Here is a 16,552-nt window from a genome sequence, read left to right as displayed (position 1 = left end):
ATGCCCGTCGAAAGGACAGTGATGTCGCAACGCACACGCAAGTCGACCCGCTCTCGCGTCGCGGCGGTCCTCGCCGCTCCCGTAATCGCCCTGACCCTCATGGCGCCGAGCGCGTCTGCGGCTCCGGCGCCCTCCAAGTGCGAAGGAACCATCCACATCTCCCTTCTGGGCCACCAGACATGCGTCTCCTCCAAGGGCGACAACGGCGACCACCATGACGTGCTCTCGGGCCTTCTGGGCGTCGTGACCGGCCTCCTGGGCGGTCTGTTGGGTGGCGTCCTGGGTGGCTGAAGCCGACCCGGCAAGGTGAGGCGGTCGCCCGCGATCGGCGGGCGACCGCCTCCGTGTCACGGAGTGCGGGCCGTCGGCCGCGGAGCCGTCGCCATCCCGTCGACGACGAGGAAGCCCGGGCACATGCTCGTGCCCGAAGTCCCGGACCTGGACGCCCACTTGACCGACTCCCTGCCCGCAGGAACCACTGGAGAGCGCTCATGAGCAGCCCGGGGCCGCTGGTCCTTCCGCCGCTGTGTCGCCTGCCTCCGCCCACGGGGAGCAGGCGTTCTCCGTCGATGGCGGGGAGACGTGGGTGACCAACTGGACGATGGACTTCAGCCGGCCGCCGGCTTCCTGAAGGCCCGGAGGCTGAACTCCGGGTCGGGGCGTGGCCGTTCCTGGTCGGGCAGCGCCTGGATCCGGGCGACGAACCCTTCGGTGAGTGGGTCCCCGGGCGGCAGCTGGGTGAACCAGCCGCGCCGCAGATCGGCGGCGGTGCGACGGGGGCTGCGGCCCTGACCGCGGCCGGGGAAACGGGCCTGCCCCGCCGGGTGCAGGCGGTGCGCGACGGCGTATGTCTCCACGAGCGGGGCGGCGTCCGGGGCCGGGCGGCGCGGGCGCGGGGCGAGGACGGCGTCGATGTCGCTGCCGACGTCGTGGGCGGCGGCCTTGTCGACGGTGGTGACGTACACACCGCCGGGCTTCAGGACGCGGGCGCACTCGGCGACTACGGCGCGGACGTCCTCGGGTTCGTCGAACAGGTGCAGCAGCCAGACGCTGGTGACGGCGTCGAACGTCCCGTCGCGGAACGGCAGCCTACGGCTGTCGGCCAGCAGGACGGAGCCGGGCAGGCGCCGGGCGGCCATCCGGGCCATGCCGTACGTCAGGTCGGCGCCCGTCACCTGGGTGGCGGGCCGCGCGGCCGCGAGGCGCCGGGTGACGATCCCGGTGCCGCAGCCCACGTCGAGGAGCCGCTCGGTGGCCGCCGGGAGCAGGCCGAGCACGGCGTCGGCGGCGGCCGCGGCCCTCGGCTCGCCACCGCGGCTGGCGTCGTACGCGTCGGCTTCCTTGTCGTAGTCGAGCACGCGGGTCAATGTGCCCCGTGGGCCTGTGCGAGGTCCTCGACCCTCTGTGCGAGGCCGAAGTCGAGCTCGGTGACCTTGCCGCCCGCGCTGTGCGTGTTCACCGACAGGGACACGGTGTTGTAGCCGAGGGTGAGGTCGGAGTGGTGGTCGAGCTCGTCCTGGACCTGGGCGATGTGGATGACCATCGCGGTGGCGGCGAAGTGCGAGCCGAGCCGGTAGGAGCGGGTGAGCCGGTCGTCCTCGACCGCCCAGCCCGGCAGCTCGGCCAGTCGGTCCTCGATCTCCTTCAGCGACAGGGGTTCGACGGGCATGGGCTCGCTCCTTCCTCGGCACCGGGTGCTTCTTCAGCGTGCCACAGCCGCTGACTGCGGTCCTGGTCAGAAGGGTTCCCGGGGGCGGGCCGGGGAACCCTCCGGACGGTTGGGGAACGGCTGCCCCCTCACCGCTCGTGCAGTCGCTCCGCCGCCAGGTCGTCCGCGATCGCGGCAATCGTGCGCCTGCCCTCGACACGCTCGACCCACTCGTGCGGCAGGCCGACGTCTCCGTGCACGGCGCCGAGGAGGTTGCCGCAGATGGAGCCGGTGGAGTCGCTGTCACCCGAGTGGTTGACGGACAGCAGCAGGGCCGCTTTGACGTCCAGCTCGACGAGGGCGCAGTAGACGCCCATCGCGAGGGCCTGCTCGGCGACCCAGCCCGCGCCGAGAGACTGGAGCTTCTCCGCGGTGGGCCGCCCCTGGGCGGCGAGGTCGAGGGCCCCCTCCAGGGCGGCCGTCGTCTCCTCGTGACCGGGGTGGCGGGCCAGCAGCCGCAGCGTGCGCAGCACCGCGCCCTCCAGGGAGTCCCCCTCCACCACGTACGCCACGATCGCCGCCAGCGCGCCCGCCGCGTAGTAGCCGGTGGGGTGGCCGTGGGTGATCTGGGCGCCTCGGGCGGCCATGGCGAAGGCCCCGTCGGCGGAGTTGATCAGGCCGAAGGGGGCCGAGCGCATCACGGTGCCGCAGCCCTTGGAGTCGGGGTTGACCTGGCCCGGCTTTCCGTCGAGCGCGAGCATCGGGTCGGGGTGGTACTTCTGGGCGACCCCGGAGAGGCAGGCGTTGCCGGGCGCGCGGCGGGAGTACAGCCAGGGCTCGTCGATCAGGCCGCCCGTGGGGGCGGCGCCCTGCTCGGGGCCCGGCTTCGACTGGGTCTCCAGCCAGCGCTCGTACGCCTGGAGCAGCATGTGCGCCCAGGCACCGCCGATTCCCCTCGTCCGCTCCCGGGCGTGTGCCTGGATCAGTGCCTCGACCGTGAACAGGGTCATCTGTGTGTCGTCGCTGACCAGGCCCAGCGCGCCGTACGCGCCGGGCACGAACCCGGTCACGCCGCGCTCCCCGTGAACGGCGCGGATACGGTCCAGGGAGTTGAACTCGATGGGATAGCCGAGGGCATCCCCGATCGCCCCGCCCAGCAGACAGCCCCGCACCCTGGCCCGGTACACCGCGGCGGTCTCCAGGGTCGGCTTCAACGGCGGCCAGGTCATAAGGTGCGCTCCTCGACTACGGTCCTGCGTATGACCATTGTCGCGACGGGAACCAGCACCTCGGCCACCGCCCCCACCGACAAGGGGGTGGGCCCCCTCCTGCGGTCCTGGCGGGAGCGCCGCCGGGTCAGTCAGCTGGAGCTGGCGCTGCGGGCCGACTCCTCGGCGCGGCACATCAGCTTCATCGAGACGGGCCGTTCGCGGCCGAGCGAGGAGATGGTGCTCAGGCTCGCCGAGCACCTCGACGTCCCGGTGCGGGAGCGCAACTCCCTTCTGCTGGCGGCCGGTTACGCCCCGCGCTACCCGGAGACCCCGCTCGACTCGCCCGAGCTGGACGCCCTGCGCCAGGGCATGGAGCGCCTCATCCAGTGCTACGAGCCCTACCCGGCGTTCGTGGTCGACTCGGTGTACGACGTGGTCGCGGCCAACCGGGGCATGACGATGTTCCTGGACGGCGTCGCGCAGTCACTGCTCGAACCCCCGCTGAACGCCATGCGGTTGACGCTGCACCCCGAGGGCCTCGCGCCGCGCATCCGCAACCTCCCCGAGTGGCGCGGACATCTGCTCGCGCAGATGGAACGGGAGATCGCCCTGCACCGCTCCGCACCCCTGCGGGCGCTGTACGAGGAGGTGGCGGCCTACCCGGTGCCGCAGCAGGAGCACGGCCACGACCACGAACCGGCGGAGCCCGTCCCCTACTTCGCGCTCCCGATGCAGATCGAGCACGAGGGCCGGACGCTGTCCTTCGTCTCGTCCATCTCCACCTTCAACACCCCCATGGACGTGACGGTCGCGGAGCTGGCCATCGAGACGCTCCTTCCGGCCGACCCGGCGACGGTCAAGTACCTCCAGTCACTGATGCCCTGACGGGACGCGCCCCCGCAACCCCGCCCAACCGCCGGACGGCCCACGTGGCGAGCGCCTCACGGCCGAACCAGTGAGACTGGCGGCGGAACATGACACACTGCTGCGCGGTTACTTCGGCGCGTAGGGGAGGCGTGGCGTGAGTGAGCGGCGTCCCGCGCCCACCGTGGGCCAGGTCGTGCTCGGCAGGCGCCTGCAGGAACTGCGGGAGGCGGCCCGGCTCAAGCGTGAGGAGGCCGCGCGCGTCCTGCGGGTGGCCCCCGCGACCGTACGGCGGATGGAGATGGCCGAGGTCGCGCTGAAGATCCCGTACGTCCAGGTGCTGCTGGAGACGTACGGCGTCCCGGACGACGAGGCGGCCGCGTTCGTCGCCCTGGCCGAGGAGGCCAACCGGCCGGGCTGGTGGCAGCGCTTCCACGACGTGCTGCCGGACTGGTTCAGCCTGTATGTGAGCCTCGAGGGCGCCGCCGGCATCATCCGCTCCTACGAGCCGCACTTCGTGCCCGGCCTGCTGCAGACCGAGGCCTACGCACGTGCGGTGATGGAGGCGGGCACGGTCGGGCAGACCGGTCCGGAGACCATCGAGCGGCATGTGTCCCTGCGGATGGCCCGGCAGCGGCTGCTGGACCGTCCGGACCCGCCCCATCTGTGGGTGATCATGGACGAAACGGTTTTGCGGCGCCCGGTGAGCAACCGCGGCGAGGTGATGCGCCAGCAGATGGACAAGCTGCTGGAGTTCGCCGAGCGGGACCGGGTCACGCTGCAGATCGCCGAGTTCAAGGACGGCCCGCACCCGGGCACCTACGCGCCCTTCACCCTGTTCCGCTTCGACGAGCCCGAGCTGCCCGACATGGTCTTCACCGAGTACCTGACCGGGGCCCTGTACCTCGACTCGCGCAAGGAGGTCTCCGCGCATCTGGAGGTCCTCGACCACATGACGGCGCGGGCCGCGTCGGCCCAGCGCACGAAGAAGATCCTGCGGGAGCACCGCGAGGCCTTCTGAGCCACCCACCGCACCTGTCCGACCGGAGGAGAAGACCCCGTATGACCGGATCCGACGCCGCACCGCAGATCGACACCAGCCGGCCGCACCCTGCCCGTGTGTACGACTGGTGGCTGGGCGGCAAGGACAACTACCCGGTGGACGAGGCGCTCGCCCGGAAGATCCTCGCCGTGGACGACAGCGCGGTGCGCGGGGCACGGGCCAACCGGAGGTTCATGCACCGGGCCGTCCGCACGGTCGCCGAGGCCGGGATCCGCCAGTTCCTGGACATCGGCACGGGCATCCCCACCGAGCCCAATCTGCACCAGGTGGCGCAGGCCGTGGCGCCGGAGTCCCGGGTGGTGTACGCGGACAACGACCCGATCGTGCTGCGGCACGCCCAGGCGCTGCTGCGCGGCTGTGAGGAGGGCCGCACGGAGTACGTGCACGCGGACGTGCGGGACATCGACGCCCTGCTGCGGCAGGCCGCCGAGACGCTGGACTTCTCACGGCCGGTCGCGCTGTCGCTGGTGGCGCTGACCCACTATCTGGACGACGGCGTCCACGACCTTCTGGCGAAGTACGTCGCGGCGCTCGCCCCGGGCAGCCATCTGATCCTTTCGCAGGTCACCCCCGACCTCAATCCGGAGGCCATCGCGAAGGCGGCGGGCGCCTTCCGTGCGAGCGGCACCCCCTTCTTCCCCCGCTCGATCACGGACTTCCAGCGCTTCTTCGAGGGCCTGGAGCTGCTCGGTCCCGGCGTGATCCCGGTGACCGGGTGGCGGCCGGAGGCCGAGGACGTGGCGGCACAGGCGGAGGGCGTCGTTCCGGTGTACGCGGGGGTCGCCCGCAAGCCCTGACCTCGTGGCCGAGCACCCGTACGGGCGCCATGAACAGGTGCGTTCCCCCGCCCGGCCCTAGCGTCGAAGCACGGGGCGAGCAAGGGAGCGACGCAGGTGGCCGACACGCGAATACCGCCCGCCGGGCCGGGAGCGGCGCTGCTGGGCGCAGGACGCTTCTTCCGGCCCCAAGCGAGCGCCACGGGCTCCTGCACCGCGAAGGAGACCTGATGCCCTCCGACGCCGTGCTGTACCAGGCGGCAGCGCTCTGCCTGACCTATCCCGACGACGACTTCCGCGCCCGGCTGCCCCTGCTGCGCGAGGCGGCCCCGCAGCTGCGGGAGTTCACCGACCACGCGGCCGTCACCCCGCCCGGCGAGCTGGCCGCCCACTACCTCCAGGTCTTCGACTTCAAGAACCGGCACAGCCTCTATCTGAGCCGCTGGCGGGACGAGGACACCCGGCGGCGCGGCATGTCGCTGGTCCGCTTCAAGGACGTCTACCTCGCCGCCGGCCTGGAGTTCACCGGCGAGGAACTGCCCGACTTCCTCCCCGCCGTACTGGAGTTCGCGGCCCGCACCGGGAACACGGCCCTCCTCACGGAACACCGCGAGGCCCTGTGGCAGCTCCGGGCCCGGCTCGCCGACTTCGGCACCCCGTACGCATCCGTCCTGGAAGCCGTGTGCGCCACCCTGCCGATCCCCCACACGGAGGTTCCCTCATGACCACGCTCCTGTGGGGCGTTCTGCCGTACGTCGCCTTCGCCCTGCTCGTCGCGGGCCTGATCTGGCGCTACCGCTACGACAGATACGGCTGGACCACGCGCTCGTCGCAGGTGTCCGAGTCGAAACTGCTGAACATCGCCTCCCCGGCCTTCCACTACGGCATCCTCTTCGTGCTCGCGGGCCATCTGGTGGGCCTGTTCGTCCCACGGTCGTGGACCGGCCCGTTCGGTGCCGGCGAGCACACGTACCACCTGTTCTCGCTCTACGGCGGCACAGTGGCCGGTGCGCTCGCCGTCGCCGGGATCATGCTGCTCATCCACCGCCGCCACACGCACGCCCCGGTGTTCCGGGCGACGACGGTGAACGACAAGCTCATGTACGTCGTCCTGATCGCCGCCATCTGGATGGGCATGGCCGCGAAGCTCAGCCATGTCTCCGGCGACGGCTACAACTACGGTGCGTCGATCGCCCCTTGGGCCCGCAGCCTGTTCACCCTCCAGCCGAGGACGGACCTGATGGAGGGGGTGCCGGTGCTGTACCGGGTCCACGCGACGATCGGCATGGCGCTGATCGCCCTGGTGCCGTACACCCGCCTGGTCCACATGTTCAGCGTGACGGTGCAGTACCTGTTCCGCCCCTATGGGGTGAACCGCGACCGCGACCCCGGGCAGCCGGGGCCGCGGCCGTGGCGGCGGGACCGGGAGCGGACGGGCGTGTGACGGTCAGGCCGCGCCGCCCTTGGTGTCGCGGTCCTCGTCGACGATCTCGGCGTCGACCACGCCCTCCTCGTCCTGCGGTGAGGTGTCCTGCTCAGTGCCGCCGGCGGAGGCACCCTGGTCGGCCTGGGCGTACATGGCCTGGCCCATCTTCTGGCTGACGGTGGCGAGTTTCTCGACCCTCGTCCGCAACTCGTTGGTGTCCGCGTCGCGTTCCAGCAGGCCCTTGAGTTCCGTGGCGGCCGTCTCGACCTCCGACTTGGTGTCGGCGGGGATCCGCTCCTCGTTCTCCCGGATGAACTTCTCCGTCTGGTAGACGAGTTGTTCGGCCTGGTTGCGGGTCTCGGCGGCTTCGCGGCGCTTGCGGTCCTCCTCGGCGTACTGCTCGGCCTCCCGCATCATGCGGTCGATGTCGTCCTTGGGGAGCGCCGAGCCGCCGGTCACCGTCATCTTCTGCTCGCGGCCGGTGGCGAGGTCCTTGGCCGAGACGTGCATGATGCCGTTGGCGTCGATGTCGAAGGCGACCTCGATCTGCGGGACCCCGCGGGGGGCCGGGGGCAGACCCGTGAGGTCGAAGACGCCGAGCTTCTTGTTGTACGCGGCGATCTCGCGCTCGCCCTGGTAGACCTGGATGCCCACCGAGGGCTGGTTGTCGGTGGCCGTGGTGAAGATCTCCGAACGCCGTGTCGGGATGGTCGTGTTGCGTTCGATCAGCTTGGTCATGATGCCGCCCTTGGTCTCGATGCCGAGGGACAGCGGGGTGACGTCGAGGAGCAGCACGTCCTTGACGTCGCCGCGGATGACGCCCGCCTGGAGGGCCGCGCCGACGGCCACGACCTCGTCAGGGTTGACGCCCTTGTGCGGGTCCTTGCCGGTGAGTTCCTTGACCAGGTCGGTGACCGCGGGCATCCGGGTCGAGCCGCCGACGAGGATGACGTGGTCGACCGCGGACAGCTTGATGCCGGCGTCCTTGACCGCCTGGTGGAAGGGGGTCTTGCAGCGGTCGAGGAGGTCGGCGGTGAGTTCCTGGAACTGGGCGCGGGTCATCTTCTCGTCGAGGTGCAGCGGCCCCTCGGCGGAGGCGGTGATGTAGGGGAGGTTGATCGTCGTCTCGGACGAGCTGGACAGCTCGATCTTGGCCTTCTCGGCGCCCTCTCGCAGCCGCTGCACGGCCATCTTGTCGCCCGCGAGGTCGATGCCGTACTGCCCCTTGAACTTCTTGACGAGATGGTCGACGATCCGCTGGTCCCAGTCGTCGCCGCCCAGGTGGGTGTCGCCGTTGGTCGCCTTGACCTCGATGACGCCGTCGCCGATCTCCAGGAGCGAGACGTCGAAGGTGCCGCCGCCGAGGTCGAAGACCAGCACGGTCTGCTCCTCGCCGCGGTCGAGGCCGTAGGCGAGGGCGGCGGCCGTCGGCTCGTTGATGATCCGCAGGACCTTCAGGCCCGCGATCTCCCCGGCCTCCTTGGTGGCCTGCCGCTGGGAGTCGTCGAAGTACGCCGGTACGGTGATCACCGCGTCCGTGACGTCCTCGCCGAGGTAGGACTCCGCGTCCCGCTTCAGCTTCTGCAGCACCCGCGCGGACAGCTCCTGCGCCCGGTAGCGGGTGCCGTCCACGGAGCCCTGCTCGGGAAAGCGCCAGCTCGGGTCGCCCATGTGCCGCTTCACGGAGCGGGCGGTCCGCTCCACATTGGTCACGGCCTGCCTTTTCGCGACCTCCCCGACCAGCACCTCGCCGTTCTTGGCGAAGGCCACGACCGACGGTGTGGTCCTGGCCCCCTCCGCATTCGCGACGACGGTGGGTTCGCCGCCCTCCAGTACGGCCACCACCGAGTTCGTGGTCCCCAGATCGATCCCGACCGCACGTGCCATCTCCGTCCCCTTCCGCCAGGGCACTCCTCACACACCAGCACAAAACTTGAGTGCGCTGTTGTCAATGCCGCGTACTGGCCGCGTACTGCGGGTACCCGGAAACGACGGTGCCGCGCCCCCTGTGTCGGGGGCGCGGCACCGAAGGACGTCCAGGACGCGGGTGGATCTCAGGCCAGCTTGGCCGACAGGGTGATCGTCGTGCCGGTGAGGGCCTGGCTGACCGGGCAGTTCTTCTTGGCGTCCTCGGCGGCGGCGACGAAGGCGTCGTTGTCGATGCCGGGGACCGTGCCCTCGACGGTCAGGTGGATGCCCGTGATGCCCTCACCCGGCTGGAAATTCACGTCGGCCGAGGTGATCAGCTTGGTGGGCGGGGTGCCGGCGCCGGCCAGGGCGTGCGACAGCGCCATGGAGAAGCAGCTGGAGTGCGCGGCGGCGATCAGCTCCTCGGGGCTGGTCTTGCCGTTCGCGTCCTGGGAGCGCGAGGCCCAGGTGACGGGCTGCTCGGCAATGGCACCGGAGGAGTCGAAGGAGACGACACCGTTGCCCTCGAGCAGGTTGCCTTCCCAGACGGTGTGTGCGGAGCGCGTGGTTGCCACGATGAATCCCTTCGAATTCTGGCTGTTCCTGTACGACACCATCCGATCACATTCCGGCTCACTGCACCCGGAACACCGGCCCACGCGCGGTGAACGGCAACCGCGCCCCCTGCGGGATCAGATACGCGTGCTCGCGCCGCACCCGCAGGACGTCGCACCAGCCGTCCGTGATGACGAGGACGGGCGCGCCCGGCGGGAAGTCGTCCGCGCGGTGCAGGAGGTCGATCCCGGGCTGCAGGACCGTACCGCCGCGGCCGTGGACGCGTACCCGGCCGGCGATCTCCGTGACCGGCACGAAGCCCGCGTCGTGCGGGGCCGTGTCGCAGAAGATCACGCGGGCGGCCGGGACGTCGCGGGCCCCGGCGTAGGAGGCGATGGCGCCGAGGGCCTTGCCGAGGAGGGTGCGGTCCATGGAGCCGGAGGTGTCCAGGACGACGCCGAAGGTGCAGCGGGCGATCTCCTCGGGCGGGAAGTAGCGGCCGGCGCGCGGGATGTCGGGCGTGGAGGACTGGCGGCGCGAAGGGCGCGCGTATGTCCGTACCGGTTGTGGGCTCGGCACGAACTCGTCGAACCAGCGGGCCAGTCGGGCGTCCCAGGGCAGGGGCGGGTGGCTGAGGGTGCGGATCTCCTCGACCAGGCCGCCGGGGAGGAAGCCGCGCCCCTGCTGCTGGTGCAGGTCCAGGCCCTGGCTCAGGCCCCGGCGGTAGAACTCGTCGAGGTCGACGTACGCGCCGGGCGGGCCCAGCGGGGCGCCGAGCATGTCGCCGCTGCCCTTGCCGCGCAGGGTGGACAGGCGGCGCATACGGCGCAGGTCGCCGGCGAGACGGTCGTAGACCTCCTCGGAGGAGAGACCGGTGAGGGCCGGGTCGTGCAGGAGGCCCTCCGGCATGGTGCCGACCTGCATCTCCTGCAGCCAGCCGTTGATCACGTAGTCGCAGGCGATGTTGAAGAGGTAGTGGTCGCGGGTGCCGCAGCGGTCGCCGTGGCGCAGGGCGGCGTGCAGCATCTCGTGGGCGAGGATGAACCGCCATTCCTCGTCGTCGAAGCGGCGCAGCGGGTTGATGTAGATCTCGCCGGCCTCGGCGTTCACCGCCGCCACGGAGATGCCGTGCGCGCGGGCGAGTTCGGCGTCGGCGACGAGTGTGATGCCGGCCGCGATGCCGCCGAGCAGCGGATAGGAGGAGATGAACCAGCTCAGGGCCTTCTCCCAGGGGCGCTGCGGGGCGACTTCCCCGCTGAGGGAGTCGCGGCGGCCGCCCGCCATGTCCATCGCCGCGGACACCGTCCGGGTCAGGGCGGTGGCGAACGCCAGCTGGTGGTCGGGGGGTTGGCCGTAGTACCCGTGCCAGGTCAGGAGCAGCTGGTCGGGCTCGCCGCCGGCGGTGCCGCAGCGCTCGTACGCGGGTGGGAGCCCGTCCCGCCGCCAGCGCGCGGCGAGTTGCTCCTCGTCGCCGTCGGGGTAGGAGGCGGGCAGCGTCTCGGGGGTCTCGCCGATGGTGAAGTTCAGCAGGAAGCGGTTGACGACGACGCAGCGTGCGGCGAGGTCGTAGCGGTCCGGCTGGGTGCGCTGGCCCTGCGCCGCCGGGACGTGCCCGAAGCCGAGGTGCAGGACGGCGTGGGCGAGGGCCCAGGCCCAGGCGGCGGGTTCGGCGAGCCGGTGCGGGTGGACGTGCAGGTCGGCGGCGGAGTCGACGACCACGAGTCCGTCGCGGGGCGCGATCTCGCACTCCTCGTCGCGGCACACGTCGAACTCCACGGCCGCGAGGGCCGGGTTCGCCTTCACCAGCGCCATCCCCTCGGCGAACGCCTCGGCCGCGAGGTCCCGCTTCTTCTGCCCCTTGCCCTTGGTACGGCTCACCGCCGCGCCTCCACCAGCCGGGGCATGTCCCGGGCGGCCTCGATGAGGAACCACGAGGGCAGGACCGGGTTGCCGTCGGTGTCGGAGGCGATGACGGTCTGGGCGACCTCGACGGAGATCTCGGCGAGCTGCACCAGCAGCGACTTGGCGCGGTACGCGGTCTGCCGGCCGTTCGCCGACATGTGCTCCTTGCTGACCGGGAGTTCCTTGATCAGGCGGCCGCGGAAGGACTCGGCGAGGTAGTAGAGCAGGTCGCGGTCCTCGATGCGGTTCGGCCAGCGGGCGTCGCCCTTGATGATCGCCTCGATGCCGAACTGGCTGCGCACGATCTTGACGTAGCCGCAGAAGGCCGTGGCGTGCGCGGGCGTCAGCGTGCCGTGCGCGAGGACCTTCAGCGTCTCCTCGTCGAGGCCCTGGCCGAAGGAGTGCAGCGCGTCGGAGAGCATGTGCCAGGAGCGGGGCGTGGAGAAGGGCTCCTCGGTCTTCGGCGGCCTGGACCACAGGTGGTCGGGCCGGTCGGTGAGGTGGTCGAGGATCCAGGGGTGGATGTCGTTGTTCGCCGCCCAGGTCAGCCAGTCCTTGGCGGAGGCCTCCAGGTGGACGTGGGCGAGACGGTTGACGAGGGCGGAGGCGACGGGGCGGGCGAGCGCGTTGTCGGTGGCGCGGTTGCCGGCGCCGATGACGATGGATCCCTTCGGCAGCTCGTAGTTGCCGATACGGCGGTCGAGGATCAGGGAGTAGAACGCCTTCTGGACGTCCGGGGTGGCCGCGTTGAGCTCGTCCAGGAACAGGCAGTACGGCTCGTCGCGGGCGATCACCTCCGGCGGGCAGAACACCGACCGTCCGTCGCGGATCTGCGGGACGCCGATCAGGTCCTCCGGGGCGAGCTGGGTGCCGAGCAGGCTCACGCACTCCAGGCCCAGCGACTCGGCGAAGTCCCGCACCAGGGAGGACTTTCCGATGCCGGGGGCGCCCCAGATGAAGACCGGCCGGACGGTGGCGAGGCCGAGAAGCAGTTCGGGGATACGGGCGGGAGTGACGGACACGGCAGCCTGCAAGAGGCGTCCCTTCGGGGTGTTCGAGAGGTGTGCGACTCGAACAGTGTGTGCGTACGACCCCGGCGGCGCAGCCGAATTTCAGGCGGCCCGCTCCGCCTCGTCCTCGTCGGTGACCGGCACCTGAGGGCCGTCCGTCTCCCGCAGCCAGCGGCGCAGTACCCGGTGGACGTGCTCGGCGCCGGTCAGCTCCTCGCCGTCCTCGACCGGTGGCGAGAGGACGACCGGGGAGAGCAGGAACGGTCTGGCCTGCGCGCCGCCCAGGCCTCCGTGCGAGCCGATCTGTTCCTCGAAGGCGAGGACCTCGCCGTCGGCCGGGTCGTGGAAGGAGTTGACCATGATGTCGGCGGTGTGCGGGAACGAGTGGGTGCGGCGCACGGCGTCGGCGGCGCCCGGTCCGAATGCCTCCAACGGGCCCTGTTTGTCGTCGAGTTGGTCGAGTGGGATCTCGGCGCCGTACGCGCCGAGCACCACCCCGCCGTGCTCCTCGCTGCGGACGAGCAGGAAGCCGATGCCCGGATGGTTGGCGAGGGTGGTCAGCAGGGCGGGATGGCGGGCGTCGATCTCCTCCTTGCTCATCCGGTGCGGCACGTCGGGGAAGGAGACCAGGCCGAGGTTGCCGGAGGCCAGCACGAGCGGTTCCGAGCGGCGGGAGGGCCGGTGCTGCTCCTTGCCCTCCTCGACGGGTCTGCGCAGGGCCGCGCGCACGGCTGCGCGGGCCTCGGCCCCGCTGTGGGTGCGCTGCGCCTTGCGCGGCACGGGCAGCCCGCAGCCGGCCCGCACCAGATCGCCGAGGCCGAGGCCGTAACGGGCGCGGAAGGTCTCACCGGGACTCTGACCGTGGTCGGACAGGACCACGATGCGGTACGGCCGTGGGGCGTGCTCGGCGACGTTCGCGATCAGCGCCAGGGCGCGGTCGAGGCGTTCGAGCACCTTTTCAGCGTCGCGGCTCGTCGGCCCGGAGTGGTGCGCCACCTCGTCGTACGCCACCAGGTCGGCGTAGACGGCGGTGCGTCCGGCGAGCATGTCGCCCATCACCGCGGCGACGACGACGTCCCGTTCGACCACGGTCGCGAAGGCGCGGACGAAGGGGTAGAGGCCGCCGCGTGCGACGCGCGGGCGCTGCTTCCTGATCCGGGCCCGGGTGGACTCGCTTGTTTCGCGGCCGACTTCGGCGACGAAGGACAGGGCGGTGCGCACGGCGTTGGCGGGGTCGGAGAAGTACGCGAAGTAGCCGGCCCGGGAGCGGTTCTCCCGGCCGCGGCGGCGGGTGGCGATCGACAGCACCAGGGCCTGCTCGTCGGCGCCGCCGCTGAAGAGGTTGCCGCGGCTCGCGCCGTCGGCGGTGAGCAGGCCGGCGTCGCCGGTGCGCTCGACGGCCCGGCGCTGGAGTTCGGCGGCGCTGGTCGGCCGGTTGCAGACCATCACCTCGCGGGTGTCCTTCTCGTACCAGCGGAACGCCGGGACGTCGTCATTGCTGCCGTGCAGGATGCCGAGCTGGCTGGCGCCGGTCTGGCTGGACCAGTCGGTGCGCCAGGGGGTGAGCCGGTGGGTGGTACCCAGCCACTGGGCGACGGTGGGCATCACGCCCTTGCCGACGGCGGCCAGCAGGACGTCGTGACCCACGCCGTCGAGTTGCAGGAAGACCGTGCCCGGGGCGGACGGGCCGGGCGGCAGACGTCTGCGGCGGCGGTCGGCGAGGCGGTAGAGGCGCCGCCGGTACGCGTCGTCGTCGCGCACGGCCAGGGCGGCGCCGGTCGCGGAGGCCACGGCGGACATCACGGCGGCCACCACCACGGCCGTCTCCGGGGCCGCTTCGGCGCTGCTGGCCGGATTGAGCCGCAGGGCGACCAGCAGCAGCGACCCGTTCAGCACGAAGACGAGCAGTCCCAGCACCAGCGCCGGCACCAGCAGCAACAGCCGCACCAGCAGCGGCCAGACCAGGGCGGACAGCACACCGAAGGCCCCGGCGCCGACCGCGGCGGTGACGGCGATGTGGGTGGCGCTCTCGCCGTCGGCGGACTGGAGGCGGAAGTCCGGCAGGATCCCCGCGAGCACGAGCATGGTGACCGTGGAGACCGCCCACACCGCGACGCTCCGCCCCGTCTGACTGGCGACCCGCCGCCAACGCACGCCACGCACGCCCAGCCCACCTCACGTCCTGGCCCGTCGTCGGTGCGGGCCTGCACTTCAGACTGTCACACGGGTCGGACAATGCGGTCCGTCACCGGGAGCGGGGGCTCAGCGCCCGTCGTAGCCGGCCGTCGGCATCGACAGCCGCCGGTGCACCCGGGCCTTCATCTGGGCGTCGTAGCAGGGCTCCTCGAACCCGACCGTCTCCACCCGCACCCCGCGCCGGGCGCACTCCGCCGTGAACTCCTCGACGGACGACAGCGCGCTCTCCAGTACCCGGCGGCTGGGCGCCACGAACAGGTCCATCCCCGGCCGGACGCCGTCCCACAGCACACAGTGGTCGGCCCGCAGCCCCCGCACCAGCAGCTCCCGGCTGACGATGTAGCCCCGCTCGGCGGCCCAGCGCGCGCACATCGCGTGCTGGCTGCGCGAGTCCACCAGGAAGGGATCGTCGTCCAGCTCCTGCAGCGGCGTCAGACTCGCGATCGCCGTGACCCGCACCGGTCCCATGGCGTCCCCCTCACCTCCGGGTTTCGGCGCCGACCCTACTCCTGCCCGTAGGCTTCGGGGAGTCGCGCGAAGGAGGCAAAGAGGTGCCGGTGGAGATCACCTGGTGGGGTCACGCGACGTGTACGGTCGCTGACTCGGGCGTACGGCTGCTCACCGACCCTCTTTTCGCGCGCCGTCTCGCCCATCTCCGCCGCCGTCGCGGGGCGCTGCCGCCGCCCGGCGCCTGGCGCGCGGACGTGGCGCTGGTGTCGCATCTGCACGCCGACCACCTGCACGTTCCGTCGCTGGAGCGGCTCGCCGAGGGCACCCGCCTGCTGGTGCCCCGGGGCGCGCCCCGGGCCGTGCCGGGTCTGCGTCGGCTCGGCCATCTCGCGGTGAGCGAGGTGGCGCCCGGGGACCGGGTGACGGTCGGTGACGTGGTCGTACGGGCCGTTCCCGCACGGCACGACGGGCGTCGGCTGCCGCTCGGGCCGCATCGCTCGCCCGCTCTCGGCTATGTGATCGAGGGCGAGGCGCGGACGTACTTCGCGGGGGACACGGGGCTGTTCGACGCGATGGAGCAGGAGGTCGGGCCGGTCGAGGTGGCTCTGCTGCCGGTGGGCGGCTGGGGGCCGTACCTCGGCAGCGGGCATCTGGATGCGGGGCGGGCGGCCGAGGCACTGGGCCGGCTGGCGCCGCGCAGTGCGGTACCGGTGCACTACGGCACGTACTGGCCGATCGGGATGGACGCCGTGCGCCCCCATGAATTCCACGCGCCCGGCGACGAGTTCGTGCGCCTCGCGGCGGAGCACGCGCTGGATGTCGCGGTGCACCGGCTCGGGCACGGGGAGAGCGTGCGCCTGGAGGTCGCACGGTGACGTGGCTTGCCGCTACGGCGGCGATCGTGCCTCCGGAGTCGACGCAGCGGGCGATCGGCTATCCGTCGCTGTTTCTACTGGTGCTGTTCGGGGCGCTGGTGCCGGTGATTCCCACGGGGGCGCTGGTGAGTTCGGCGGCCGTGGTCGCCTTTCATCAGACGGCGCCGTTCGCGCTGGCGCTGGTGTTCGTGACGGCGTCGCTGGCCGCGTTTCTCGGGGATGCGGCGCTGTACTGGCTGGGGCGGCGCGGGATGCGGTCGAAGAACGGGTCGCGGTGGCTGAAGGCGATTCGGGCGCGGGCGCCGGAGGAGCGGCTTGCGCAGGCGCAGGGCAAGTTGGCCTCGCATGGGGTTGCCGTGCTGGTGTTGTCCCGGCTGGTGCCGGCCGGGCGTATTCCGGTGATGTTGGCCTGCCTGGTGGCCGAGTGGCCGTTGCGGCGGTTCGCCCGGGGGAACTTGCCGGCGTGCCTGGCCTGGGCTGCGACGTATCAAGTGATCGGGATTCTGGGTGGTTCTTTGTTCCCGGAGCCTTGGGAAGGCGTGGTGGCTGCGGTTGTGTTGACCGTGGTCATCAGTGTGGTGCCGAGTTTGTGGAGACGGGTTCGATCTGCCAGGTGAGGTGCGTTGCGGGGCGCGGGTGCGTTGTGGTTGATCGCGCAGTTCCCCGCG

At 71.6% G+C, this 16,552-nt stretch carries 17 protein-coding genes; 8 read left to right on the top strand and 9 right to left on the bottom strand.

Annotated elements, in window-relative coordinates:
- Positions 1-21 precede the first annotated feature (21 nt).
- Positions 22-291: a hypothetical protein gene (locus ACWC1K_RS13250; RefSeq protein WP_143687415.1), complete on the top strand. Its 270-nt coding sequence runs from the start codon at positions 22-24 to the stop codon at positions 289-291.
- A gap of 317 nt (positions 292-608) precedes the next feature.
- On the opposite strand, the gene ACWC1K_RS13245 is transcribed toward ACWC1K_RS13250, so the two are convergent.
- The 3 genes from ACWC1K_RS13245 to ACWC1K_RS13235 all read right to left on the bottom strand — a co-directional run bounded on the left by ACWC1K_RS13245 (position 609) and on the right by ACWC1K_RS13235 (position 2,877).
- Positions 609-1,358, bottom strand: coding sequence for a class I SAM-dependent methyltransferase (locus tag ACWC1K_RS13245; protein ID WP_450830967.1), 750 nt, complete (start codon positions 1,356-1,358; stop codon positions 609-611).
- Positions 1,359-1,363: 5 nt separating this feature from the next.
- A complete protein-coding gene (locus tag ACWC1K_RS13240) occupies positions 1,364-1,669 on the bottom strand; it encodes a 4a-hydroxytetrahydrobiopterin dehydratase (RefSeq protein ID WP_351478653.1) in 306 nt (101 codons plus the stop codon).
- A gap of 128 nt (positions 1,670-1,797) precedes the next feature.
- Positions 1,798-2,877, bottom strand: a complete 1,080-nt coding sequence (locus ACWC1K_RS13235) for an ADP-ribosylglycohydrolase family protein (RefSeq protein ID WP_450830965.1) — start codon at positions 2,875-2,877, stop codon at positions 1,798-1,800.
- A 30-nt stretch (positions 2,878-2,907) separates the two neighbouring features.
- Here ACWC1K_RS13235 and ACWC1K_RS13230 point away from each other — a divergent pair, with 30 nt between their 5' ends.
- The 5 genes from ACWC1K_RS13230 (at position 2,908) to narI (ending at position 7,006) form a co-directional block, all read left to right on the top strand.
- On the top strand, positions 2,908-3,744 hold the full coding sequence (locus ACWC1K_RS13230; protein WP_450830963.1) for a helix-turn-helix domain-containing protein: 837 nt from the start codon (positions 2,908-2,910) through the stop codon (positions 3,742-3,744).
- 136 nt (positions 3,745-3,880) lie between these two features.
- Positions 3,881-4,744, top strand: a complete 864-nt coding sequence (locus ACWC1K_RS13225) for a helix-turn-helix domain-containing protein (protein ID WP_450830961.1) — start codon at positions 3,881-3,883, stop codon at positions 4,742-4,744.
- A 41-nt stretch (positions 4,745-4,785) separates the two neighbouring features.
- Positions 4,786-5,583: an SAM-dependent methyltransferase gene (locus ACWC1K_RS13220; protein ID WP_450830960.1), complete on the top strand. Its 798-nt coding sequence runs from the start codon at positions 4,786-4,788 to the stop codon at positions 5,581-5,583.
- 209 nt (positions 5,584-5,792) lie between these two features.
- A complete protein-coding gene (gene narJ, locus ACWC1K_RS13215) occupies positions 5,793-6,287 on the top strand; it encodes a nitrate reductase molybdenum cofactor assembly chaperone (protein ID WP_450830959.1) in 495 nt (164 codons plus the stop codon).
- Positions 6,284-7,006 (top strand): respiratory nitrate reductase subunit gamma, encoded by a 723-nt coding sequence (narI, locus tag ACWC1K_RS13210; RefSeq protein ID WP_450830957.1) that lies wholly within the window; start codon positions 6,284-6,286, stop codon positions 7,004-7,006. The genes narJ and narI overlap by 4 nt, the downstream gene beginning before the upstream one ends.
- 3 nt (positions 7,007-7,009) lie before the next feature.
- Here narI and dnaK read toward each other — a convergent pair whose 3' ends face one another.
- The 6 genes from dnaK to ACWC1K_RS13180 all read right to left on the bottom strand — a co-directional run bounded on the left by dnaK (position 7,010) and on the right by ACWC1K_RS13180 (position 15,027).
- On the bottom strand, positions 7,010-8,875 hold the full coding sequence (dnaK, locus tag ACWC1K_RS13205; RefSeq protein ID WP_450830956.1) for a molecular chaperone DnaK: 1,866 nt from the start codon (positions 8,873-8,875) through the stop codon (positions 7,010-7,012).
- 167 nt (positions 8,876-9,042) lie between these two features.
- A complete protein-coding gene (locus ACWC1K_RS13200) occupies positions 9,043-9,471 on the bottom strand; it encodes an OsmC family protein (protein WP_099934526.1) in 429 nt (142 codons plus the stop codon).
- Between the two features lie 58 nt (positions 9,472-9,529).
- Positions 9,530-11,263, bottom strand: coding sequence for a vWA domain-containing protein (locus ACWC1K_RS13195; RefSeq protein WP_450831123.1), 1,734 nt, complete (start codon positions 11,261-11,263; stop codon positions 9,530-9,532).
- 62 nt (positions 11,264-11,325) lie between these two features.
- Positions 11,326-12,387, bottom strand: a complete 1,062-nt coding sequence (locus tag ACWC1K_RS13190; protein ID WP_450830954.1) for an ATP-binding protein — start codon at positions 12,385-12,387, stop codon at positions 11,326-11,328.
- Between the two features lie 78 nt (positions 12,388-12,465).
- Positions 12,466-14,472, bottom strand: a complete 2,007-nt coding sequence (locus tag ACWC1K_RS13185) for a phage holin family protein (RefSeq protein ID WP_450831121.1) — start codon at positions 14,470-14,472, stop codon at positions 12,466-12,468.
- Between the two features lie 153 nt (positions 14,473-14,625).
- Entirely contained in the window at positions 14,626-15,027 is a 402-nt protein-coding gene (locus ACWC1K_RS13180; RefSeq protein ID WP_450830952.1) for a hypothetical protein, read from the bottom strand.
- An 83-nt stretch (positions 15,028-15,110) separates the two neighbouring features.
- Between ACWC1K_RS13180 and ACWC1K_RS13175 the strand changes: the two genes are divergently transcribed.
- Together ACWC1K_RS13175 and ACWC1K_RS13170 are read left to right on the top strand one after the other, a co-directional pair.
- The gene (locus ACWC1K_RS13175; protein ID WP_450830950.1) at positions 15,111-15,884 is read left to right on the top strand and encodes an MBL fold metallo-hydrolase; all 774 of its coding nucleotides are present in this window, start codon (positions 15,111-15,113) and stop codon (positions 15,882-15,884) included.
- The gene (locus tag ACWC1K_RS13170) at positions 15,881-16,501 is read left to right on the top strand and encodes a DedA family protein (protein WP_450830949.1); all 621 of its coding nucleotides are present in this window, start codon (positions 15,881-15,883) and stop codon (positions 16,499-16,501) included. The genes ACWC1K_RS13175 and ACWC1K_RS13170 overlap by 4 nt, the downstream gene beginning before the upstream one ends.
- Positions 16,502-16,552 lie beyond the last annotated feature (51 nt).

The organism is Streptomyces sp. NPDC001492 (assembly GCF_053597275.1).
The sequence above is the reverse complement of the archived record's forward strand: the minus strand, read 5'-3'. Positions and strand labels throughout refer to the sequence as shown.